20 protein-coding genes are annotated in these 22,083 nt (G+C 61.9%); 10 read left to right on the top strand and 10 right to left on the bottom strand.

From position 1 onward, the window contains the following. Nucleotides 1–7 precede the first annotated feature (7 nt). Nucleotides 8–901 (bottom strand): diacylglycerol/lipid kinase family protein, encoded by an 894-nt coding sequence (locus tag B5G42_RS05765; protein WP_087267722.1) that lies wholly within the window; start codon nucleotides 899–901, stop codon nucleotides 8–10. 206 nt (nucleotides 902–1,107) lie between these two features. Between B5G42_RS05765 and B5G42_RS05770 the strand changes: the two genes are divergently transcribed. Together B5G42_RS05770 and B5G42_RS05775 are read left to right on the top strand one after the other, a co-directional pair. Continuing rightward, nucleotides 1,108–1,818 carry an AzlC family ABC transporter permease gene (locus tag B5G42_RS05770; protein WP_087267725.1) on the top strand — a complete coding sequence of 237 codons (711 nt, stop codon included), beginning with the start codon at nucleotides 1,108–1,110 and terminating at the stop codon, nucleotides 1,816–1,818. Beyond that, nucleotides 1,812–2,144, top strand: coding sequence for a branched-chain amino acid transporter permease (locus B5G42_RS05775; protein WP_087267728.1), 333 nt, complete (start codon nucleotides 1,812–1,814; stop codon nucleotides 2,142–2,144). Before B5G42_RS05770 ends, B5G42_RS05775 begins: the two co-directional genes overlap by 7 nt. Nucleotides 2,145–2,356: 212 nt before the next feature. On the opposite strand, the gene B5G42_RS05780 is transcribed toward B5G42_RS05775, so the two are convergent. Further along, nucleotides 2,357–3,607 (bottom strand): M16 family metallopeptidase, encoded by a 1,251-nt coding sequence (locus tag B5G42_RS05780; RefSeq protein WP_242959460.1) that lies wholly within the window; start codon nucleotides 3,605–3,607, stop codon nucleotides 2,357–2,359. A 310-nt stretch (nucleotides 3,608–3,917) separates the two neighbouring features. Here B5G42_RS05780 and B5G42_RS05785 point away from each other — a divergent pair, with 310 nt between their 5' ends. Continuing rightward, the gene (locus B5G42_RS05785; RefSeq protein WP_087267733.1) at nucleotides 3,918–4,445 is read left to right on the top strand and encodes a nitroreductase; all 528 of its coding nucleotides are present in this window, start codon (nucleotides 3,918–3,920) and stop codon (nucleotides 4,443–4,445) included. 72 nt (nucleotides 4,446–4,517) lie between these two features. On the opposite strand, the gene B5G42_RS05790 is transcribed toward B5G42_RS05785, so the two are convergent. Continuing rightward, on the bottom strand, nucleotides 4,518–5,606 hold the full coding sequence (locus tag B5G42_RS05790; RefSeq protein WP_087187226.1) for a PTS transporter subunit IIC: 1,089 nt from the start codon (nucleotides 5,604–5,606) through the stop codon (nucleotides 4,518–4,520). Between the two features lie 382 nt (nucleotides 5,607–5,988). On the opposite strand from B5G42_RS05790, the gene B5G42_RS05795 reads away from it, so the two are divergent. Then, on the top strand, nucleotides 5,989–7,422 hold the full coding sequence (locus B5G42_RS05795) for a M20/M25/M40 family metallo-hydrolase (RefSeq protein WP_087267736.1): 1,434 nt from the start codon (nucleotides 5,989–5,991) through the stop codon (nucleotides 7,420–7,422). Here B5G42_RS05795 and B5G42_RS05800 read toward each other — a convergent pair. The 6 genes from B5G42_RS05800 to B5G42_RS05825 form a co-directional block, all read right to left on the bottom strand. Then, nucleotides 7,415–7,660, bottom strand: coding sequence for an RNA-binding S4 domain-containing protein (locus B5G42_RS05800; protein WP_087267740.1), 246 nt, complete (start codon nucleotides 7,658–7,660; stop codon nucleotides 7,415–7,417). The genes B5G42_RS05795 and B5G42_RS05800 overlap by 8 nt on opposite strands. An 81-nt stretch (nucleotides 7,661–7,741) precedes the next feature. Beyond that, nucleotides 7,742–8,017 carry an HU family DNA-binding protein gene (locus B5G42_RS05805; protein WP_087267743.1) on the bottom strand — a complete coding sequence of 92 codons (276 nt, stop codon included), beginning with the start codon at nucleotides 8,015–8,017 and terminating at the stop codon, nucleotides 7,742–7,744. A 59-nt stretch (nucleotides 8,018–8,076) separates the two neighbouring features. Then, on the bottom strand, nucleotides 8,077–8,865 hold the full coding sequence (gene mazG / locus B5G42_RS05810) for a nucleoside triphosphate pyrophosphohydrolase (protein WP_087267747.1): 789 nt from the start codon (nucleotides 8,863–8,865) through the stop codon (nucleotides 8,077–8,079). A 37-nt stretch (nucleotides 8,866–8,902) separates the two neighbouring features. Further along, the gene (locus B5G42_RS05815) at nucleotides 8,903–10,663 is read right to left on the bottom strand and encodes a putative polysaccharide biosynthesis protein (protein ID WP_242961141.1); all 1,761 of its coding nucleotides are present in this window, start codon (nucleotides 10,661–10,663) and stop codon (nucleotides 8,903–8,905) included. A 12-nt stretch (nucleotides 10,664–10,675) separates the two neighbouring features. After that, nucleotides 10,676–11,977, bottom strand: coding sequence for an amidohydrolase family protein (locus B5G42_RS05820; protein ID WP_087267751.1), 1,302 nt, complete (start codon nucleotides 11,975–11,977; stop codon nucleotides 10,676–10,678). A gap of 45 nt (nucleotides 11,978–12,022) precedes the next feature. Then, nucleotides 12,023–12,850: a purine-nucleoside phosphorylase gene (locus tag B5G42_RS05825; protein ID WP_087267754.1), complete on the bottom strand. Its 828-nt coding sequence runs from the start codon at nucleotides 12,848–12,850 to the stop codon at nucleotides 12,023–12,025. A 193-nt stretch (nucleotides 12,851–13,043) separates the two neighbouring features. Here B5G42_RS05825 and B5G42_RS05830 point away from each other — a divergent pair, with 193 nt between their 5' ends. The 3 genes from B5G42_RS05830 to rny all read left to right on the top strand — a co-directional run bounded on the left by B5G42_RS05830 (nucleotide 13,044) and on the right by rny (nucleotide 16,910). Further along, entirely contained in the window at nucleotides 13,044–14,294 is a 1,251-nt protein-coding gene (locus B5G42_RS05830) for a putative DNA modification/repair radical SAM protein (protein WP_087267758.1), read from the top strand. Nucleotides 14,295–14,323: 29 nt separating this feature from the next. Continuing rightward, entirely contained in the window at nucleotides 14,324–15,106 is a 783-nt protein-coding gene (locus tag B5G42_RS05835; RefSeq protein ID WP_087267761.1) for a TIGR03915 family putative DNA repair protein, read from the top strand. A 256-nt stretch (nucleotides 15,107–15,362) separates the two neighbouring features. Continuing rightward, nucleotides 15,363–16,910: a ribonuclease Y gene (rny, locus tag B5G42_RS05840; RefSeq protein WP_087267765.1), complete on the top strand. Its 1,548-nt coding sequence runs from the start codon at nucleotides 15,363–15,365 to the stop codon at nucleotides 16,908–16,910. Between the two features lie 255 nt (nucleotides 16,911–17,165). On the opposite strand, the gene spoIIID is transcribed toward rny, so the two are convergent. Beyond that, nucleotides 17,166–17,414, bottom strand: coding sequence for a sporulation transcriptional regulator SpoIIID (spoIIID, locus tag B5G42_RS05845; protein ID WP_087267768.1), 249 nt, complete (start codon nucleotides 17,412–17,414; stop codon nucleotides 17,166–17,168). Nucleotides 17,415–17,676: 262 nt separating this feature from the next. Here spoIIID and B5G42_RS05850 point away from each other — a divergent pair, with 262 nt between their 5' ends. The 3 genes from B5G42_RS05850 to B5G42_RS05860 form a co-directional block, all read left to right on the top strand. Further along, nucleotides 17,677–18,552, top strand: a complete 876-nt coding sequence (locus B5G42_RS05850) for a DUF2156 domain-containing protein (RefSeq protein ID WP_087267772.1) — start codon at nucleotides 17,677–17,679, stop codon at nucleotides 18,550–18,552. A gap of 1 nt (nucleotide 18,553) precedes the next feature. After that, nucleotides 18,554–20,809, top strand: coding sequence for a GNAT family N-acetyltransferase (locus B5G42_RS05855; RefSeq protein WP_087267775.1), 2,256 nt, complete (start codon nucleotides 18,554–18,556; stop codon nucleotides 20,807–20,809). A gap of 175 nt (nucleotides 20,810–20,984) precedes the next feature. Next, nucleotides 20,985–22,083: RNA polymerase sigma factor (locus B5G42_RS05860; protein WP_087267778.1), on the top strand; the 1,099-nt coding region annotated here is incomplete at its 3' end.

The following is a 22,083-nucleotide window of genomic DNA, read 5'->3' on the forward strand; positions in this document are numbered from 1 at the left end:
ACAGGCGTTACGCCCCGTATACGATGGTCACCGCCTGGTGGCAGTTTGTCACCTCCACCACCCGGTGATCTCCGCCGTACTCCCCGTCCAGGGTCCAGGCCAGATCCTGGTCGCTGATGATGCGCAATTTGTTGGCCCGGAAGCAGGTCACCAGCCCCTTGTCGTCGCTCTCCACATTGGTGAGGGCCTTCAAGATCCGCTGGGGCTGGAGCAGAGTCTTGGGCTGGCGCACCAGCATCACCTCAAACAGGCCGTCGTCCAGGGCGATGGGCCGGTGAGGATTGGCCTGGATACCAGCGATGGAGTGGCTGTTGGACACAAACCCCAGACAGTAGCTGCCCAGTTCTATCTTTCCGTCGTGCTCCACCGTCATGGAATAGGGCTTGATGGACCCCAGCCGGGAGAGCACCCCCATCAGGTAGGCCATATGGCCGAAAATGTGCTTGACCTGCTGGGGGGTGTTGTAGGACAGGTCGGTAAAGGCCCCGAAGGCGGCCACATAGAGGAAATCCTGATCGTTAAACTTACCCACATCCACTGGCCTTGGCTTTCCCGCCGCCGCCACCACCGCCAGCTCCTCCAGGGTGCGGGGCAGCTCCAGGTTCTTGGCGAAGTCGTTGGTGGAGCCCGCCGGGATGTAGCCCACCGTGGGCCGCGCCTCGGGAGGCAGTTCCATCAGACCGGTCACCACCTCATGAAGGGTGCCGTCGCCGCCGGAGCATACGATGCGGTCAAACTCCCCAGCCCGGTCCCGGGCCACCGCCGTGGCGTCCCCCGCCCCCCGGGTGGGATGGACGGTCACGTCCCACTCCGCCGTCAGCTCATCCAGAATGGGGGCCAGCCGTCCCCGCAGGGTGCCCTTGCCTGCGTACAGATTGTAGATAAATAACAGCTTTTTCATCTCGCTCGCTCCAAAAATGGGACGCCGGTGGGTCCCAGCATAACATTGTTCCATATTATATACCGCCCCGGTGGAAAAACACAACTCTTTTACGCATAAACTGCCTATATTCCCTTAAAAACAGAAAAATCCACAGCCCCACTTGCTTTTCTGCGCTAAAGTGTGTAAAATATGGATTTAATCTCAGCGCAAAGGAAGTGTACGCTATGGACCGCAAAGCCCTGTCCGCCGCCTTTCCGGTGACGGTGCCGGTGCTGATGGGCTATCTGGCCATCGGCATGGCCTTCGGCTTTATGCTCCAGGCCGTGGGCTATAACTTTATCTGGGCCTTTTTCATGTCCCTCACCATCTATGCCGGGTCGGGCCAGTACCTGGGGGTGACCCTGCTGGCCACCGCCGCCTCCCTGGGTACGGTGGCCCTCATGACCCTGCTCATCAATTTCCGCCACCTGGTGTACGGTCTGTCCATGCTGGAGAAGTTCCGGGGCATGGGCTGGCGGAAGTTCTATATGATCTTCTCCCTCACCGATGAGACCTACGCCCTGCTCTCCTCCGCCCAGGCCCCGGTGGGGGTGAACCCCAGGAACTTCTATTTTGCCATCGCCCTGCTGGACCACAGCTACTGGATCATCGGCTCGGTGATCGGCGCGGTGGCGGGGGCCCTCATCCCGGTGGATACCAAGGGCATCGACTTTGCCATGACCGCCCTCTTTGTGGTCATCGCCGTGGACCAGTGGAAGGCCTACCGCAGGCACCTGCCCGCCCTGCTTGGGTTTGGGGTTACCATCGTATTTCTCATTATTCTGGGCCAGATCTTCGGCCAGCAGCAGATGCTCATTGTCTCCCTGGGCGTCATCGTACTGCTGCTGCTTATCCTGCGGGATAAGCTGGAGGAAAAGGAGGAAGAAAAATGCTGACCACCGCCGGGGCCATTGCCGCCATCGCGGTCATGGCTGTTGTCACCTTTCTCACCCGGGCCCTCCCCTTCCTGCTCTTTGACCGGGGGAGCGCGCCCCCCAAGATCATCCTCTACCTGGGCCGGGTGCTGCCCCCTGCCGTCATTGCCATGCTCATCATCTACTGCCTGAAGGACATCTCCTTTGCCCAGGCCGGAAGCTGGCTCCCCCAGCTTATCTCGGTGGCGGTGGTGGTGGTGCTCCACCTGTGGAAGCACAACAATCTGCTGAGCATCTTCGGCGGCACCATCCTGTACATGGTTCTGGTCCAGGCCGTCTTTGTGTGAAGGCGGCCTTCCACAGGGCCGTTTTTCCACCGGCGGAAGGGCCGGGGTTAGCTTCGGCTCATTTTCCAACCTGCCAGATCATGATTGCCCCAACCCATTGGGGCACAAAGGTTTGAAAGAAAAACAGAAAGAAGGGGCGCCGCGCAGCGGCGCCCCTTCTATTTACCTAAGAAAAGAGTTTTGCACATTATCCACATGGTTTTCCACATAGGTTAATGAAGCAGTGCCTGGTACTCCTCCGCCTTGCCTACCCGGCCCACGGCGGACAGGGAGGCCTGGGACAGATCCATCAGCTCCTCCGCCAGCGCGCGCACATCCTCCCGGGTGACGGCGTCGTAGGCGGCGATGATCTCCTCCTCGTCCAGTACCCGGCCCACCAGCATCTCGCCCCGGCCCAGGCTGCTCATATGGGCCTGGGTGGATTCCAGCCCCATCAGCACATTGGCCTTGGACTGCTCTCTGGCCCGGTCCAGCTCCTCCTGGGTGACGCCGTGTTCGTTGAAATCCCGGATGACGGCCAGAATGGTATCCAGAGCCTGGCGCTCGGTCTCCTTGCCCAGGGCGGTGTAGATGCCGAAGTAGCCCGCGTCGTCGTGGCAGGTGCCGTAGGAATAGACGGAGTAGCACAGCCCCTTCTGCTCCCGCACCTGCTGGAACAGCCGGGAGGACATCCCGCCCCCCAGAATGGAGGACAGCAGCTGGAGGGTGAACCGCCGGGGGTCGGAGAAGGACAGTCCCGGGAAGGCCAGGGTCAGGTGGTTCTGCTCGATGGCCTTCTTCTTGACCACAATGCCGCTGCGGTAGGCGGCGGGCTTGCTGATGATGGGTTTGCGGGGTTCCAGCACCGAGAACCGGGCGGCCAGATCGTCCACGCCGGCCTGGGTGAACCGGCCCGACAGGGCCACCACAATGGACTCCGGGCCGTAGTGGCTGTCCTTGTACTGCCGAAGCCAGGCCCCGTCCATCTGTTCCAGGGTGGCTTTTTTGCCCAAAATGGGCCGGGCCAGAGGGGAACCCTGAAAGACCACCCCGGCCAGCCGTTCGGCGCACAGGTCCTCGGGGTTGTCCTCGTACATTCCGATTTCCTCCAAAATGACCCCACGCTCGGTCTCCACATCGCCGTCGTCAAATTTGGAGTGGAAGAACATATCGCACAGGATGTCGGTGGCCATAGGCAGATGGGTGTCCAGCACCCGGGCGTGGAAGCAGGTGCACTCCTTGGTGGTGAAGGCGTTGACCTGCCCGCCGATGGCGTCCATCTCCTCCGCCAGCTGGGCGGCGGTGCGGGTGGCCGTGCCCTTGAAGAGCATATGCTCGATGAAGTGGGCGGCGCCTCCCTCCCCCGGCTTTTCGTGGCGGGAGCCGGTGCCCACCCAGATGCCCAGGCAGGCCGAGCGCACACCGGGCACCTGCTCGGTGAGAATACGCACCCCGTTGGGGAGCGTCCGTTTTTCATACTTCAAACAAAAGGACCTCACATTCATTTGTGTGGGGATCAACCCCGGAGGGCGATCAGGAGCAGTACCACCCCGGTGATCGCCAGGACAAGGGCCAGGTATCCGATGACTTTCATTTTCATGCCGTGCCGCTCCTCTCCTCAGATTGCCCTACACGACATTATATCATACCTGAAATGGCTTGTCAGCCGAAAAACAAAGGGCCCAGGGGGCAAAATAGAAAATTCTGTGAAAATCGCCTCCTTTACGATGGGGCTGGAAACGAGTATACTGAGTTTAGTAATCACAGCCCCAGAGGCGGAAAGGAAGTTGGATTATGAATCAGGAAGCGCTGAAGGTACTGGAAGAGCGGCGCAGCTGCCGGGCCTACAAGCCGGAGCAGATCACCGAGGAGGAGCTGCAGGCGGTGCTCAAGGCGGGCACCTACGCCCCCACCGGCATGGGCAGACAGTCCCCCATCATTGTTGCTGTGCAGGACAAGGAGATCATCGCCGCTTTGAGCAAGCAGAACGCCGCCATTATGGGCAAGCCGGATATGGACCCCTTCTACGGCGCCCCCACCGTGCTCATCGTGCTGGCCAACAAGCAGTTCCCCACCTGGTTCTATGACGGCTGCTGCGTCATGGACAACCTGCTCAACGCCGCCGAGGCCGTGGGGCTGGGCTCCTGCTGGATCCACCGGGCCAAGGAGGAGTTTGAGTCCGCCGAGGGCAAAGCTCTGCTGGCCAAGTGGGGCATCGAGGGGGATTACGAGGGCATCGGCCACTGCATCCTGGGCTACCGGGCCGACGAGAAGCCCGCCGCCCCCGCCCGCAAGGACAACTACGTCTATTATGTGCGGTAAAAGCCGAAAATAAGCAAAAAGCGCGCCGAAAGGCGCGCTTTTTGTGTTAATGAGGGCTAATTCGGCTTTACGTCAGTCCAGCTTCAGATCTCCCTCTTTGATCCAGCCGATCCTGCGGAAGAACAGGCCGAACAGCCAGGTGAGGACGGCGGGGAGCACAAAGCAGATCAGGATCATTCCCGTCCAGTCGAAGGCGGTAATGGCGGCCTTGGCCCCGGTGGCCACGTCGTTGACCCAGCCGGTGTATACCCCGATGGGGCCCACCATGCCGCAGGTGCCCATGCCGGAGGCCACGCCGGAGGCCGGGTCGTTCATCTGGAATCCAAAGACACAGGTGGCCAGAGGCCCGGTGATGGCGGAGGTGAGAATGGCGGGCAGCCAGATTTTCGGATTTTTCACGATGTTGCCCATTTGGAGCATGGAGGTGCCCAGGCCCTGACTCACCAGGCCGCCCCAGCGGTTCTCCCGGAAGGAGAGCACGGCGAAGCCCACCATGTTGGCGCAGCAGCCCGCCACCGCGGCGCCGCCTGCCAGGCCGGTGAGGCCGATGGCGGCGCAGATGGCCGCCGACGAGATGGGCAGGGTGAGGGCGATGCCGATGACCACCGATACCAGAATGCCCATCCAGAAGGGCTGGAGGACGGTGGCCCACTTGACGAAGTCACCCAGGGCGGAGGCCGCCGTACCGATGGCGGGGGCCCACAGGGCGGACAGTCCCACGCCGGAGAGAATGGTCACCAGAGGGGTAACCAGCAGATCAATCTTGGTCTCTTTGCTTACCACCTTGCCCAGCTCGGCGGCGATGATGGCGATAAAGAGCACCGCCAGAGGTCCGCCGGCTCCCTTACCGCCGTCCAGGGTGGTGGAGCCCAGGGCGTTGGCGGCATAGCCCACCGTGGCCAGGGAGAAGAGCACCAGGGGGGGCGACTGGAGGGCGTAGCCAATGGCCACCGCCATGGCCGCGCCGCTCATGGCCGAGCAGTAACCGCCCACCTCCACCAGGAAGGCCAGCCCCAGCTGTTTGCCCAGGGTGTCCAGGATGGTGCCGATGAGCAGGGAGCAGAACAGACCCTGAGCCATGGCTCCCAGGGCGTCCACGCCGTACCGCTTGGCGGAAATTACAATGTTTTTCTTTTTGAGAAATGCCGAAATCTGTCCCATAACCAGTTCCTCTGTCAAAAAGTCATTACAGGTGTCATGACACCTTAATGCACTATTATAATGCGTATTGAACAAAGCCTTGGCTTTGTTCAGGTGCAAGGTTTTTGGACAAAATATTTCAAAAACCTTGCACCTTCCGCTGATGCGTTGAGACGCACCAGCGGAAATACGCATTGTAACAATGGCTGAATTCCATAAAAGCGGCTTTCTTAAGCCGTTTTTATGGAATTGCGCGGCTATCGCCGCGCGAATAAACCGATTTACGGTTTATTCAATAGACATTATTATAACGAGGGAAGAAATTTTGTCAAGGAAAAGATGCCCCCTTTGGGGGAATGTGGTACAATGAAGAAAACACGCCAGAGAAAAAGGGAGAACGCATATGACATTATCTGATCGTCTCGGTTCCCGGGCGGACATCACCGCCGGGGTGATTACTACCTTCCGCACCCTGTCCCGCCACCCTCACCCCTCTCACCACGAGGAGGCAGTGGGTCAGGACTACATGGAGTTTCTCCGGGGCCTGGGCCTCTCCCCCGTCCGGGATGAGGCGGGCAACGTGATGGCGGACTGCCCCGCCACCCCCGGCCGGGAGGACGAGCCTCTGCTCATCCTCCAGGGCCACATGGACATGGTGTGCGCCGTCTCCCCCGGCAGCGGCTTTGATCCCCTGACCGACCCGGTGACCATTCTGGAGCAGGACGGCTATCTGTGTACCGACCGCCGCTCCTCCCTGGGGGCGGACAACAACCTGGGCAATGCCGCCGCCTTGTGGGTGGTGAGCCGGGGGATAAGTCACGGCCCCCTGCGCTTCCTCTTCACCGTAGGCGAGGAGATGGGCCTGGAGGGGGCCAAGGTGGTGGACCCGGCCTGGCTGGCGGGTGCGGCCTGGCTGCTCAACACCGACGGCTTCCATCTGGGCAGAGCCATTGTGGGCTCCGCCGGAGGCCGGCGGGAGTGCTGGACCCGGGCTCTGGATACCTGCCCCGCTCCAGGGGGTGAGGCTTGGCGCATTTCTCTCACCGGCGGCACCGGCGGCCACTCCGGCGATGACATCCACCTGGGCCGCATCAACCCTATCAAGGTGCTGGCCGCTTATCTGAAGGACCGGCCCGCCCTGGCGGTGGCCGATTTCACCGGCGGCTCCGCTTTCAACGCCATCCCCGCCGGGGCAGAGGTTGTGGTGGTGGGTCAGAAGCCGGACCTGGGAGCGCTGGAGGAGGCCCTTCTCCCCTTCCGGGCCACTGATCCCAACCTGAAACTGGACCTGTCCCCCGCCTCCCGGCCCGAGACGGTGTGGACGGCAGATTTCCGCCGGGAAGTGCTGGACCTGCTCACTACCCTGCGCCACGGTGTGTTTGCCATGGACCCCCAGTTTCCCGGTGTGGTGGGGGCCTCGGTCAATCTGGGCGTGGCCCGGCGGGAGGAAAATACCTTCGCCGTCCGCCTCTTCCTCCGGGCTGCCCGGCAGGAGGACGAGGGCGCCATGGCGGCGGACAACCGCCGGTTGGCGGAACAGGCCGGCTTCTCCCTCACTGTCACCGGCTATCCCGGCTGGCCGGGAGATAAAAACAACCCCCTGGCCCAGGTGCTGGACCGGGTGTACCGGGGCCAGACCGGGCGGGGGCTGGAAATCAATATGGTCCATGTGGGGTTGGAGCCCTCGGTGTTCCGGGCGAAAGCGCCGGGACTGGTGATGGCCTCCACGGGGCCGGATATTCTGGACGCCCACTCGGTGGACGAGCGGGCGCCGCTGGCGGGGCTGGCGGATTACGCCCTGCTGCTGGCGGGGCTGCTGGAGGAGCCCCTCAGCTGAGCAGCTCCTTGTACAGGGCGGGGGCATCGGCCTTGCCCACGTGCTCGGCCACCGACAGCACCTCCACTTTCACGGTGCGCTCGCCGAAGCGCAGCTCCAGCACGTCGCCTACCTTCACGTCGTAGCTGGCCTTTACCGGCCGGCCGTTGGCGGTGACCCGCTGGTTGTCGCAGGCCTCGTTGGCCACCGTCCGGCGCTTGATGAGCCGGGAGACCTTGAGCCATTTATCCAGGCGCATATTGAGTCCTCCTTGTTATAAAAAAACGTAATATTACAAAAGTGCCAGTCCTTCCGGACTGGCACTTTTTATCAGGTCAGATTACTGAGCCACGACGTCCTTCAGGGCCTTGCCGGGCTTAAACACGGGCACCTTGGAGGCGGGGATCTTGATGCTCTCCTTGGTCTTGGGGTTGCGGCCGGTGCGCTCGGCACGGCACTTCACCTCAAAGGCGCCAAAGCCCACCAGCTGGACCTTATCACCCTCGGCCAGGCACTGGGAGATAACCTCGATGGCGGCGTTGAGCACGGCCTCGGTATCCTTCTTGGACAGGCCGGCCTTCTCGGCGGCCGCATTGATCAGTTCAGCCTTGTTCATTTGGTGCGTTCCTCCTGTTTGCTCTGTTATACTTGATATTTACTTAAGGCGGTGCGCCTTTAAGTTTCTTTGGCGTGTTCCCATAGCTTGTCCAGTTCTTCCAGAGTCATGCCCTCCATGGACTGATTCTGGGCGGCGGCCTGTTCCTCCACCTTGGCAAACCGGCCGATGAACTTATCTGTGGCCTTGCCCAGCGCCACCTCCGGGTCTACCTTCAAAAAGCGGGAGACGTTGACGGCGGAGAAGAGCAGGTCGCCCAGCTCCTCCTCCACGTTGGTGCCCTCAGCCACGGCGGTTTTCAGCTCCTCCAGCTCCTCGGACAGCTTGTCCAGAGCGCCGGAGATATCCGGCCAGTCGAAGCCCGCCTTTTTGGCCTTCTTCTGCACCTTCTCCGCCCGCCACAGGGCGGGCAGAGAACGGGCCACGGCGGAGAGGGCGTCGGTATTGGTGGCCTGGCCCTTTTCCTTGCGCTTGAGCTCCTCCCAGTTGGTGAGCACCTCGCCGGTGCCCGACACGCTCACATCCCCAAACACATGGGGGTGGCGGTAGATGAGCTTTTTGCACACGCCGTCGGCCACATCGTCCAGATTGAACCGGCCGGCCTCCTGTTCCATGCGGGCGTGGAAGAGCACCTGGAGCAGCACGTCCCCCAGTTCCTCCTTCAGGTGGTCGGGGTTCTGCTCGTCGATGGCCTCCACGGCCTCATAGGCCTCCTCCAGGAAGTTGCGGCGGATAGACTCATGAGTCTGTTCCGCGTCCCAGGGGCAGCCGCCGGGGGCGCGGAGGATGCGGACAATCTCCTCCAGGTCCCGAACGTCATAGAAATCCTTATACTGAAAATCTACCATATTTCAAGGCCTCCTGCAACCTCTTTTTCCAAAAAAGTCAGCGAATCCGCAAGAGTTTCGCGATCTTGTCCCCCTTGGGCATCATTTCCAGGTCCTCCTTGGACAGCACCTTCAGCACCACGATGAGGATGACGTACACCACCGCGCCGGCCAGGATGCCGCCGCCGGTGGCGATGGCGTTCTTGATAAAGGAGCCGGAGAAGTACCGGGCCAGCAGGCCCTGGCAGCCCCAGGCAGCTGCAGCCATAACGACCGAGGCGATGAGGGGCTTGACAAAGACGGGAATGAGCCGGGGGGGATTGGGCACCATGCGCTTGATGACGATGAGGTTGAGCACCGACACGATCACGAAGCAGGTCAGAGTGCCGATGGGGGCGCCGAAGATCATGAACTTGGGATTGCCCACCAGGGTGTAGCTGACGATGACCTTGGCCACGCCGCCGATCACCATGGTGATGATGGGCAGGTTGACAATGCCGTTGGCCTGGAGGATGGCGGAAGCCACCACCTGGATGCACACGAAGAGGGCGGCAATGCCCAGGATGGACAGCAGGGGTCCGGCAATGGTCTCGTCCACGTTGCCCACGGTGAGCAGCTGGATGATGGGGGTGCCCAGGGCGAACAGGCCGAAGCCGCAGGGCAGGGCGATGAGGGCGGAGATGCGCATGGCGGACTCGGTGGTACGCTGGGCACCCAGCCGGTCCCGCCGGGCGATGCAGGCGGACACGCCGGGCACGATGCAGGCGGTCAGCGGTACCATCAGGTTGAAGGGCAGGTTGTAGATGCTCATGGTCTTGCTGTACACGCCGTACAGCTCCCGGGCGGAGTCCAGAACGGGGTTGAGCTGGGTGCCCGGATTGACCAGCACCTCCGTCTGGAAGGCGGCCAGGTTGTCCTGGAAGATCGCCACCGCCTTGGGGAAGATGTCCAGCACACTGTTGGAGATGCCGGTGAGGCCGTCCTGAATGGCGGTAAATACGGTCTGCAGCTGGCTCTGCACCAGGCCGGTGTCGATGAGGTTGACGATGGTCAGGGTGCAGGAGCTGAGGGTGATGGGGATGGCCAGCTTGAGCAGCCGGGACAGGATCTGTTTGGAGGTGTCGGGGGTGTCGTTGGAGGTAATCCGTTCCCGCCTGTTGGTGCGGATGTGGTTGACCGCCAGAAAGACAACCGACAGAATGGAGCCGATGGACACGCCCAGCAGGGCGCCGGAGGCGGACAGACGGCTCTTCAGGTCCTCGTCGGGGATGGCGGAGTTGAGGATGAGGAAGGCCAGCGCCAGGCCCAGGAACATCTTGGACACGGCCTCAATGACCTGGGAGATGCCGGTGGGCACCATGTTCATGTGGCCCTGGGCGTAGCCCCGGAAGGCGGAGCAGATGCAGGTACACAGCACCGACGGGGACAGGGCCAGCACGGCAAAGACGGCCTTCTCATTCTGCAGCACATACTTGGCCACAATGGGAGAGAACACCGACATACACACGAAGCTGAACAGGCCCATGAACAGGAAGGCGAAGAAGGCCACCTGGAACACCTTGGCCTTCTGGTTCTGGCGGCCCAGGGTGTTGCACTCGCTTACCGTCTTGGACAGGGCCACAGGCAGGCCGGCGGTGGAGATGGTGAGGAAGAAGGTATAGATGTTGTAGGCAGCGTTAAAGTCGCCGTAGGCCTCGTCAGGCAGCAGGGCGGTCAGCGGGATCTTGTAGATGGCGCCGATGACCTTGACGATGATGGTGGTCATGGCCAAAAAGGCCGCCGCGCCGTAGAAGGTATTTTTTTTCTGCTGGTTTGACAACGGTAGTCCCCCTTAGTTGTTCTGGAACAGCAGGGGCAGGGCGTAGTCCGCCACTTCCCGTCGTACCCGCTCCAGGTCGATGGTCAAAAAGTCCCCATCCTTGTATATGACCTTGCCCCGGGCCATATTCATGCACACATCGGAGCCGTGGGCGGCATAGGCCAGATTGGAGATGACGCTGTGGCAGGGGGTCAGGTTCAGGTGGGAGAAGTCCACCAGGATCAGGTCGGCCTCATACCCGGCCTGGATGACGCCGGTCTGGCGGCCCAGAGCCACGCCGCCGTCCCGGGTGGCCATCTTCAGAGCGTCCAGAGGCAGCAGGGCCAGGGGATCGCAGCCCGCCCCGTTGTGGAGGATGGCGGCAAACTTCAGGTCGCTGAAAAAGTCGGTGCAGTTGTTGGAGGACACGCCGTCGGTGCCCAGACACACGTTGACCCCCGCCTTCTTCATGGCGGGCACCGGGGCGATGCCGCTGCCCAGCTTCAGGTTGGAGATGGGGTTGTGGATGGCGGAGATCCCCTTCTCGGCCATGATGGCCCAGTCCTCCGGGGTGGTCCACACGCAGTGGGCGGCGATGGCCCGGCCGTCCCACACGCCGTAGTCATTGAGGATCTGGATGGGGGTCTTGCCGTGGCGGGACAGGCAGGCCTCGTGCTCGGCGCGGGTCTCGGAGATGTGGACGTGCATCCCCAGCTTATGCTCCCGGGCATAGTCGGCCATCCACTGCCACAGCTCCTTATGGGAGGTGTACTCCCCGTGGATGGAGGCGTCGATGCGGATCTGGCCGTCGTTGTAGTTGTGCCATTTTTCGGTCAGCTCCCGCTGGACCACGCAGTCGTTGTGGGTGGCGGGGTCAAGGCTGTCGGAGAACTGGACGCCGCCGCAGCTCAGGTTGGCGCTGATGCCGGCGGAGGCAACCTCCTGGGCGATGATGTCGGTGTGCATATACATATCGGCAATGGTGGTGACGCCGGAGGCGATCATCTCCGCCAGACCCAGGGCGGTGCAGGACCGGACGGCCCGGTCGTCCCAGCGGGCCTCCACCGGGAAGATGTAGTTGTTCAGCCAGTCCTGAAGGTTGTTGCCGTCGCCGTAGCCCCGCATGGCGGTCATGGGCACATGGGTGTGGGCGTTGACAAAGCCGGGCATGAGCACGTTGCCCTTGCCGTCGATCTCCTGGTCAAAGGTCCCCTGAGGGCGGACGGTGCCCACGGAGACGATCCTGGTGCCCTCCACCGCCACATAGGCGCCGGGCATTACGGTGCCCGCCTCGTCCATCAGCACGGCGGTGCAGTTGTGAATGAGAATGGACATAAACTGTTGATCTCCTTTATTTGTGATACAGAAGAAAGCCCCGTCTTACCCGATCTGCTTCAGGCAGGCCAGTACCAGCCGGGAGAACTTGTCCTTGCAGGCCTCGGCAGCCTCCAGCACCTCCTCCTCGGAGAGGGGCTGATCCAGGATGCCGGCGGCCATGTTGGACAGGAGGGTGAAGCCCAGCACCTGCATCCCGCAGTGGCCGGCCACGATGACTTCGGGGGCGGTGGACATACCCACCGCGTCGGCCCCGGCGATGCGGGCGAAGCGCACCTCGGCGGGGGTCTCGTACTGGGGGCCGGGGAAGTACATATACACGCCTTCCTTCAGCGCAATGCCCAGCTCCCCGGCGGCCTTCCGGGCCACATCCTGGAGGGCGGGGGTGTACAGGTGGGAGGCGTCGGGGAAGCGGACGCCGAACTCGGGCAGGTTCTCGCCCCGCAGGGGGGACTCCATGAAGATCTTGATCTGGTCGGTGATGAGCATCAGGTCGCCCGCCTTCCAGCTGGTGTTGACGCAGCCGGCGGCGTTGGTGACAATGAGGGTGTCGCAGCCCAGCAGCTTGAGCACCCGGACGGCGTAGGCCACCTCCTCATAGGAGTAGCCCTCATAGTGGTGCATCCGGCCCTGCATGACGGCCACGCTCTGGCCCTCCAGGGTGCCGAACACCAGACGGCCCTTGTGGCCGGGGGCGGTGGAGGCCTTGAAGTGGGGGATCTCCCCGTAGGGCACGGCGATGGCGTTCTCTACAATATCCCCCATGTAGCCCAGGCCGGAGCCCAGGATCATGGCCACCTTGGGGGCAAAGGTGCCGATCTTGCTGCGGATGTAGTCGGCGCTCTCCTGATACTGCGCAAAGGTATAGTGCATAACAGATCCTCCTTAACAGCGGATGAAAGTAAAAGTTTTCGGTCCTATGAAAGGTTAATCTATGCAATTATACACCTTGTAATAGGAAAAAGCAATGAGGATTGCAGGACGGAGTGGGGAACAAAAGTTCCAGAACTCCCCTCTTGACTGGTACGTTTGTTCGATATATAATGGGGCCAAAGGGGGGAGTACGGTGGATCTGATGGACAAGCTGACCATTCTGGCGGACGCGGCCAAGTATGACGCTGCCTGCACCTCCAGCGGGGTGGACCGGCGGGGGGGCAAGGGCATGGGGAGCACCATGGCCGCCGGATGCTGCCACTCCTTCTCTGCCGACGGCCGGTGTATCTCCCTTTTGAAGGTACTGTACACCAACCGCTGCATCTACGACTGCGCCTACTGCGTCAACCGCCGGTCCAACGACCTGCCACGGGCGGCCTTCACCCCAAGGGAACTGGCGGAGCTGACCACCGGATTCTACCGGCGCAACTATATTGAGGGGCTGTTTCTCTCCTCCGCGGTGTGGGTCAGCCCCGACCGCACCACCGAGGAGATGATCTCCGCCCTCACCCTCCTGCGGCAGGAGTACGGCTTTCATGGCTATATCCATGCCAAGGCCATCCCCGGGGCCGACCCGCTCCTCACCCGGCGGCTGGGTCAGCTGGCCGACCGGCTTTCGGTGAATATTGAGCTGCCCAGCGAGGACAGCCTCCATAAATTGTGCCCCGACAAGGAGAAAAAGGCCATTCTGGCCCCCATGGCCCAGATCCGGGACGGCATCACTCAGGCCAAGGGGGAGCTGGTGAAGTATAAGCACGCTCCCCGGTTTGCCCCGGCGGGCCAGTCCACCCAGATGATCATTGGGGCCACGCCCGAGAGTGACAAGCACATTTTGACCCTGACTCAGGCTTTATATGACCAGTACAAGCTGAAACGGGTGTTTTTCTCCGCCTATATGCCGGTGTCCGACAGTTCCCTCCTCCCCGCCCGGCAGGACTTCAAGCCGCCCCTGCTGCGGGAGCACCGGCTGTACCAGGCCGACTGGCTGCTGCGGTTCTACCACTTCCGGGCGGAGGAACTGCTGGACGAGGCCCACCCCAACTTCGACACCCGGGTGGACCCCAAGTGCGCCTGGGCCCTGGGGCATATGGAGCAGTTCCCGGTGGAGGTGAACCGGGCCGACTATGAGACCCTGCTGCGGGTGCCCGGCATCGGGGTGGTGTCCGCCAAGCGGATCTTGACCGCCCGGAGGGTGGGGCCTCTCACCTTCTCGGGCTTAAAGACCCTGGGGGTGGTGCTGAAACGGGCCCAGTATTTCATCACCTGCTCGGGAAAAATGCTGGAGGGGCTGCGGGTGAACCCCGACGGGGTGCTCCGCCACCTGGTGGCTCTGGAAAGGCCCGCCCTGGCGGGTAATGAGCCGGAGCAGTTGTCGTTGTTTTGAAGGTTACGCCCTCTGGAAAGGAGGTTCCCATGGATTGGCCCAGATTTGCCTACGAATACGACGGCAGCTTTGCCGGATTCCTCACCTGCGTCTTTGCGGCCTACGCCAATAAGGAGGAGCCCGCCTGTTTCCTCACCTACGGGGACGGCCGGGTGACCTTGTGGCCCCAGCGGGCGGTGGACACCGACGACCAGAAGGCCCGGCGGGTGTACCGCTCTCTGGACCGGAGCATGGGCCAGCAGGGCCGCCGCCTGGTGACTTACGGCTTTCTTACCTGCCTGGAGGAGCGGGAACTGGCTCTGTGGGATTTCCTCCGGCTGGGCTATGAGCGGGGGCCGTCGGTGGTGCGGGATCTCACCGACCCCCGGGTGGCTGTCCTGGGCAAGGCGGTCCAGCACCTGACCCACGAGGCCCACCTGCTCAAGGGCTTTACCCGCTTTTCCGACCAGGACGGGGCCCTGGTGGGAGAGATCGATCCAAAAAACCGGGTGCTTCCCCTGCTGCGGCCCCACTTTGCCGCCCGCTACCCCGGGGAGACCCTGGTGCTCTACGACCGCACCCACCGGGAGGCCCTGTTCTGCCAGAAGGGGAAGTGGGCCATTGTGCCTCTGGACCGGTTTGATCTGGCCCCGCCCAGGGCGGGCGAACTGGATTACCGGGCCCTGTGGCGGCGGTTTTACGACACCATCGCCATTGAGGGCCGCTATAACCCCAAATGCCGCATGACCCAGATGCCCAAGCGGTACTGGGGTACCATGACAGAGTTTCAGCGGGAGGAGCCCCCTGCCCCTGGCGCCATGGCACAAAATTGACGGACGCGCTGCAAAATTGCGGCGCGTCCTCCCTTTTCCCGAGAAATCAGGCAGGAATGGATTCTTCCGGAGACGAATTTTCTTGACAGAAGGGGCGGACAGCCTTAAAATAGATTCGGTGCATTTTTTGAAGAGCAAGGGGTACGCTCTTCAAATTTTTGTGCGGGTCGGACAAATCCGTGCCCGCCGCCCACATGGGAATTGAACAAAACGATTGAAACAAAAATCAAAACAGATGGAGGTGTAAACCCGGCTCATGTTGCCTGTCATATTAGCAGCCGTCATCGCGTTCGTGGTCGCGGCTGTGGTGTTTTTTGTGCTCGGCATCCAGTACCGCCGCCGCGTGGCAGAGAAGGAGATCTCCAGCGCGGAGGAGGAGGCCAAGCGCATCATCAACGAGTCCATCAAGAGCGCCGAGAGCAAGAAGCGCGAGGCCCTGGTGGAGGCCAAGGAGGAGATCCTCCAAGCCCGCAACGAGTACGAACGGGAAGTAAAAGAGCGCCGGGCCGACCTGCAGAAGCAGGAGCGGCGCTTGCAGCAGAAAGAAGAGAACCTGGACCGCAAGACCGAGAACATGGAGAAGAAGGAGGACACCCTGCAGCGCAAGCTGGCCGAGCTGGAAGAGGCCCGGGAAGAGGTGGCCACCGTCAAAAAGACCCAGATGGAGGTGCTGGAGCGCATCTCCGGCTTTACCGCCGAGGAGGCCAAGGACTACCTGATCAACCAGCTGGCCGAGGAAGTGACTCACGAGTCGGCCATGAAGGTGCGGGAGATCGAGGCCCAGTTCAAGGAAGAGGCCGACCAGCGGGCCAAGGAGATCCTGTCCCTGGCCATCCAGCGCTGCGCCGCGGACCATGTGGCGGAAGCCACCGTCTCTGTGGTACCCCTGCCCAACGATGAGATGAAGGGCCGCATCATCGGCCGCGAGGGCCGCAACATCCGCACCCTGGAGACCCTGACCGGCGTGGACCTGAACATTGACGACACCCCCGAGGTGATCACCGTCTCCTGCTTCGATCCCGTCCGCCGGGAGATCGCCCGGCTGGCTCTGGAGAAGCTGATCCAGGACGGCCGCATCCACCCCACCCGCATCGAGGAGATGGTGGAGAAGGCCAAGCGGGAGGTGGACGCCACCATCAAGGCCGAGGGCGAGCGCGCCGTGTTCGAGACCAACGTCCACGGCCTGCACCCCGAGCTCATCAAGCTGCTGGGCCGGATGCGCTACCGCACCAGCTACGGCCAGAACGTGCTCAACCACTCCATCGAGGTGTCCCACCTGGCGGGCCTGCTGGCCGCCGAGATCGGCGCCGACATCACCGAGGCCAAGCGGGCCGGCCTGCTTCATGACCTGGGCAAGGCCATCGACCACGAGGTGGAGGGCTCCCACGTCCAGATCGGCGTGGAGCTGGCCCGGAAGTACCGGGAGAGCGAGAACGTGATCCACGCCATTGAGGCCCACCACAACGATGTGGAGCCCCAGACGGTGGTGGCCTGCCTGGTTCAGGCGGCCGACGCCATCTCCGCTGCCCGGCCCGGCGCCCGGCGTGAGAACCTGGAGAACTACATCAAGCGTCTGGAGAAGCTGGAGGAGGTCACCTCTTCCTTCCCCGGTGTGGAGAAGTCCTACGCCATCCAGGCGGGACGGGAGGTCCGCATCATGGTGGCGCCCGACAAGGTCAGCGAGGACCAGATGGTGCTGCTGGCCCGGGACATCGCCAAGAAGATCGAGGAAGAGCTGGAATACCCCGGCCAGATCAAGGTGAACATGATCCGGGAGACCAAAGTGGTGGATTACGCCAAGTAATCAGAGGGATGAAACCGGCGGGCTGCGTCAGTGGCCCGCCGGTTTAGACTGTCGAAAAAGACCCCTGGCCAAAGGTTTCGGAGGGAAGGATAGTGTGAAAGGGAACCGTCAGGGTTCCCTTTCGCGTGCAATCAAACAACTTTTGAGGACTTATGGAAGGCCTCAAAAGTTTAGCAGACAGTCAAAAAAGTGGCCGCAGCCACTTTTTTGACTGTCTGAACCGGCGGGCTGCATCAGCAGCCCGCCGGTTTTTGTTTAGATGCCTTTGTATTTTCGCCGGGTGGCAATGCCCCCCCGGATGTGGCGCTCGGCCTTGTTCTCCTCCAGCACCCCCTTTACCTGGAGGTACAGGGGCCGGTTGAAGGAGGGCAGGCGTTCACTGAGGTCCTTATGTACGGTGGATTTGCTGATGCCGAACTGCCGGGCGGCGGCCCGCACCGTGGCACGGTTCTCTATGATGTAAAGCGCCAGCCGGCAGGCGCGTTCCTCGATGTTCCCTTTCAAGCAGCAACACTCCTCCATTCATTCACTGGTGGAGTATATGAAGGGGGACCGACAGATATTTCTGCTCCGGCAGGAAAGGGACTTGTAATGTAGAGCGGCTTGGTAGATAATAGAGGAGCCTCAAAGCGAAAAACAGGCCCTCTTATGGAAGAAAAAGGACAAAAACGGGCATGATACAGGAGCGCACAGCTCCAGAGCCCTCCCTGCTGTTTGCCGCTGCGGAGGCCAGCGATCCTATTACGACAAAGAAAAGAGACACATCATGCAATTTAAGCAACTGACGCTGAATGAGATCCCTCTTGTTCAGCCTTATTTCCGGCAGATGAAATCCAGGACCTGCGACTTTACCGTGGGCGGAATGTTCATGTGGCGGAATTACTATAAAATGGAATATGCCATGGACGGGGAGATCTTTTATTCCCGTCTCCACGACCAGGACGGCCAGGTGTACTACAATCTCCCTCTGGGGGGCGATGTGGCCGTCGGCATCCAGGTGCTGAAGGGGCAGACCGAGGGCGGCCCGCTGCGGTTCTGCACCGTCCCGGAGTGCTATCTGGAGGAATTCCAGGCCATCTGTCCGGGGTGTGCCGTCAGCGAGCAGACCGATTTTGCCGACTATCTGTATCAGGCCTCCGATCTGGCCCAGCTGGGGGGGAAGCGGTACAGCGGCCAGCGCAACCAGATCAGCCAGTTCAAGCGGGGGGTGGAGGGGTGGTCCTTTGAGCCCCTGACCGCTGGAAACGTAGGGGCGGTGGAGGCCTTTTTCACCCAGACCTATCTGTCCGGCGCGGGCGCCGGGGCCACGGAGCGGGAGGAAAACGACCGGGTCCTGGAGGTGCTGCAAAATCTGGACCGGTACGGCATGGTGGGGAGCGTGCTCACCGCCGACGGGTCCATCGTGGGCTTCTCCCTGGGGGAGATTGTCAACGACACCCTGTTTACCCACATCGAAAAGGCCGACCGAAGCTGCAAGGGCGCCTATCAGATGCTGGTCAATCAGTTTGCCGCCGCTTACACGGGGGGAGACGTGACCTATATCAACCGGGAAGAGGATATGGGGGACCCCGGCCTGCGGCGGGCCAAGCAGGCCTACCACCCCATAGAACTGCTGAAAAAATATGTGGTTGAGGTAATGTGACATGACGACCGGGATGCTGCGAGACTGTCATATGGAGCAGGTGATGGAGCTGTTCTGTCAGTGCTTCCAGGACGATCATTTCTACAAGCGCTCCTTCCCCTCGGAAGCCACCCGTATGCAGGATATGAGGAAGGCCTACGGGCCCAGCCTGCTGTACTGCCTCCGGCACGGAGACTGCCGGGGGATCTGGGACGGGGACACCCTGACGGCCTTTCTGCTCTGCTTTGATTACCGTAAGGTGCGGGGGGAGGACTTTGCCTCCTTCCGGATGATCTTCGCCGGGGAGGATGGGGGCCAGGGCCTCCCCTACAGCGCGTCCCTCCACGACGTGGTGGAGGGGCTGCCTGGGGATGTGCTCTACCTGCTGTCGGTGGCGGTGCGCCCCGCCTGCCAGAACCGGGGCCTGGGGGCCTGCCTCATCGACCTGATCCTGAAGGACTATCCCCGGCACTACCTGGTCAGCGACGTGTCCAACCCGGACTCCCTGGGGATCTACCGGAAGCGGAACTTCTCCATCCGGGAGATCGAGAAGGACTACAATCTCATCATCCATGCCCCCCAGGACCCCGCCCATACCTGCTCCATCGGCAGCACGGTCAAGCTGCTGCTCCCCTCCCCCGGCCTGCTGGAGCGGTATCAGATCCCCTGCCGTGTGGTGAAGGAACAGACGGCGGTGGCCGGGTACGGCACAGTGGAGGACCACGGCGTGGCCTGCTTTGTGACCCGGGAGGGGGAGTTGGCCATGGGGGCCGTGGTGGAGCTGGACTACGACAGCTATTTGCAGTACCAGCGGCTCATCAACGTGGCCCAGTATGAGGAGCATATGGCGGGGGACCGGGTCTTTTATGTCCAGAAAACCCCCTATCCCGCTCCGCCCCTGATGAACCGTGTGCTGGAGGAGATGCTCCCTTCCCGCCAGGCGGAATGGGCGGTGATCCCCGATGTGTTTGTGTCGGTGCCCGTTCAGTACCGGTCCATGGACCTGCTGGAGCGCTGCCCGGCTCAGCCCGACCGCAAAGCCGCCGCCCTGCTGAAGGACATGGACTTCCGCACCCACTATGAGGCGGGGGTCCCCTCCCAGCTGGAGGATGTGGACGATCTGGCCGGCTTCAAGCGCCGCATTAAGCGCTATTACCTGGGCAAGATTCCGGTTCAGATCACCAGAGAGGGAACGGTGGACTGCTACGACGAGGCAGGCGACCCCATCGGCGCTCCCGCCTTCGTGGATCTGTACATCTCCATTGACACCGACAGCAACTGCGGAGTGCTGACCTGGTACTCCCTCTCCTCCCCCTTCCTCATCAGCCACCTGATGGACAACATCATCCGCAACAATCTGATGGTGGTGGGAGCGGACGGCAGCCACACCAATTTCTTTGACTTTGTCAGCCTGAACTATGGGGTCATCAAGCGGGGCACCCCCAAGATCTTTGCGGTTATCCCCAAGGCCAAGAGCTGCCTGAAGTCCAGCCAGATCGCCTCCCTGCTGGCCGCTGAGACCATCTACCCCGACGGGGAGAATTTCGGCGAGATTGTGGACCGGGAGATCGTGGCCGCCATCAGCTCGGAAAAGGGCATGGGGCAGTATGACCGGGCCTTTGTGTGCGCCTACAGCAACGTGGTGCTCCAGTTCACCCCCGACTTTCAGGCCACCCTGCGGGACCGGCTGTGCGAGGAGTCCATCACCCTGTTTTACATCGAGCTCATTCTGCTGGAGGAGGCCGCCATCCAGATCGCCGACCGGGAGATCATCCGCCTCATTACCTCAAAGGCGGTGGACGAGCCGGTGGAGTTTCTCAAGCAGGTGGAGAATATCTACGACAATTTCTCCAAAACCATTGATTTCTGGGACATTCAGGTGAACTACCCCACCTCCCAGAAGTCCATCGATATGCTGCGCCAGGCCTTCAAGATCAAGGACCAGCTGGCGTTTATGCAGCGCAATCAGGCCCAGATGCAGACGGTGTTTGACACCAAGTGCGATATCATCGACCGCAACGACTCCAAGCGGATGGACACCTCTCTGGCCATCATCTCCATTCTGGCCATCTTTTCCGCCTGGATCGACGGGTATGACTATATCGCCACCTGGAGCGATGTGTTTTCCGGCTCCGTGATCCATCTGCTCCAGCGGATCCTGTTTGTTGGGGTGGCCATCACTGCCGGGTATGCCATCTTCCATCTGTTTGGAAACAAGTTCAGACGTTTCCTCAGCAGGCGGAGGGACCGCAGGCGGAGGCGGGATCAGAAAAAATGACCTTATCAACCGCAGAGCAGGACGGGCCCTGAAAAGGCCCGTCCTGCTTTTGTTGTCTCGGGCTGGGGAATGATGGTACAATGGAGAAAAAGTGAGACAAAATTTTCGCGGGATAAAACCGGCGGAGCCTTTTCCAACACAAACAGACAGAAACGTTCCAAAGGGAGGAAGTCATATGCAGCTTTTGTCCGATTTGTCCAACACCGAGGCGGTAGCCCGGCTTCGGGCGGGGGATGAGGAGGTCTTTACCCGGCTGTATCAGGCCTGTTATCGCATGGTCTATCTCCAGGCCATGAAAATCCTGGGGCAGGCCGATCAGGCCGAGCAGGTGGTGCAGGACGTATTCATCGCCGTGTTCCGCTCCATCGACAAGCTGAAGGACCCGGAGTCCCTGCGGTCCTGGATCGGTGGCATTGCGGTCCGGCTGGCCCTCCATCAGCGGAAGATGCAGGCCGACTCCCGTGAGTTCGCTCTGGAGGAGGAGGCTATGTTTGACCTTCTGGATTCCGGCCCGCCCGTGTCCTCGCCGGAGGATACCCTGTGCGAGCGGGACACGGGCCTGATTTTGGGGGAGCTGGTGGACCAGCTCCCCGACGAGCAGCGCACCGCCGTCATGCTCTACTACTACGACCAGTGCCCCATTAAGCACATTGCGTCCATTCTGGAATGTGCCGAGGGCACCGTCAAAAGCCGCCTGAACTACGCCCGCAAGGCGCTGGAGAAGCTGATCCTCCAGCGGGAGCAGCGGGACGGCGTGCGGCTCCATGCCCTCAACCCGGGACTGCTCTTCCTGGCCATGGTGCTCCAGGAGCAGAATCTGGCGGTGGACCCGCAGACCATGGAGCGGGGGCTGCTGGCCGTCAAGGGGGCTCTGGGCCTCACCGCGGCGGCAGCGGCAGGCTCCTCTGCTGCGGCTTCCACCTCGGCGGCTTCCACCGCAACTGCTGCCGCCTCCGCTTCGGCGGCGGTTGGTGCCGGGGGCGGGGGTCTGACCCTGGGCAGCAAGGTGGCCATTCTGCTGGTGGCGGCGGCTGTGGCTACGGGAGGCGGCGTGTTTCTGGCCACCCGGCCCCCGCAGGAGCCCCAGCCCAGTGTCCCGGTGATGGCTGTGGTCTCCCCCACCCCATCGGCTATGCCCTCGGCCGCGCCCAGTCCTACGCCCTCGGCCACGCCGTCGGTTACTCCCAGTCCCGCCCCCACAGCCACCCCCAGCTCAGCGCTCATGCTCCGGTTCTCCACCACCGGGGTCACCGGGGTTGGTGTAGCCGTGGGGG

The organism is Flavonifractor sp. An91 (assembly GCF_002159225.1).
In the GTDB taxonomy this organism is placed as follows: Bacteria; Bacillota; Clostridia; order Oscillospirales; family Oscillospiraceae; genus Flavonifractor; species Flavonifractor avicola.

What these genes read in the sequence shown, in the direction of transcription:
- rny (WP_087267765.1), top strand. Translation starts at nt 15,363, where the DNA reads ATGTTGCCTGTCATATTAGCAGCCGTCATCGCGTTCGTGGTCGCGGCT.
- B5G42_RS05825 (WP_087267754.1), bottom strand. Translation starts at nt 12,850, where the DNA reads ATGCACTATACCTTTGCGCAGTATCAGGAGAGCGCCGACTACATCCGC.
- B5G42_RS05770 (WP_087267725.1), top strand. Translation starts at nt 1,108, where the DNA reads ATGGACCGCAAAGCCCTGTCCGCCGCCTTTCCGGTGACGGTGCCGGTG.
- B5G42_RS05820 (WP_087267751.1), bottom strand. Translation starts at nt 11,977, where the DNA reads ATGTCCATTCTCATTCACAACTGCACCGCCGTGCTGATGGACGAGGCG.
- B5G42_RS05805 (WP_087267743.1), bottom strand. Translation starts at nt 8,017, where the DNA reads ATGAACAAGGCTGAACTGATCAATGCGGCCGCCGAGAAGGCCGGCCTG.
- B5G42_RS05790 (WP_087187226.1), bottom strand. Translation starts at nt 5,606, where the DNA reads ATGGGACAGATTTCGGCATTTCTCAAAAAGAAAAACATTGTAATTTCC.
- B5G42_RS05850 (WP_087267772.1), top strand. Translation starts at nt 17,677, where the DNA reads ATGCAATTTAAGCAACTGACGCTGAATGAGATCCCTCTTGTTCAGCCT.
- B5G42_RS05795 (WP_087267736.1), top strand. Translation starts at nt 5,989, where the DNA reads ATGACATTATCTGATCGTCTCGGTTCCCGGGCGGACATCACCGCCGGG.
- B5G42_RS05835 (WP_087267761.1), top strand. Translation starts at nt 14,324, where the DNA reads ATGGATTGGCCCAGATTTGCCTACGAATACGACGGCAGCTTTGCCGGA.
- B5G42_RS05800 (WP_087267740.1), bottom strand. Translation starts at nt 7,660, where the DNA reads ATGCGCCTGGATAAATGGCTCAAGGTCTCCCGGCTCATCAAGCGCCGG.
- B5G42_RS05855 (WP_087267775.1), top strand. Translation starts at nt 18,554, where the DNA reads ATGACGACCGGGATGCTGCGAGACTGTCATATGGAGCAGGTGATGGAG.
- B5G42_RS05785 (WP_087267733.1), top strand. Translation starts at nt 3,918, where the DNA reads ATGAATCAGGAAGCGCTGAAGGTACTGGAAGAGCGGCGCAGCTGCCGG.
- B5G42_RS05775 (WP_087267728.1), top strand. Translation starts at nt 1,812, where the DNA reads ATGCTGACCACCGCCGGGGCCATTGCCGCCATCGCGGTCATGGCTGTT.
- B5G42_RS05765 (WP_087267722.1), bottom strand. Translation starts at nt 901, where the DNA reads ATGAAAAAGCTGTTATTTATCTACAATCTGTACGCAGGCAAGGGCACC.
- mazG (WP_087267747.1), bottom strand. Translation starts at nt 8,865, where the DNA reads ATGGTAGATTTTCAGTATAAGGATTTCTATGACGTTCGGGACCTGGAG.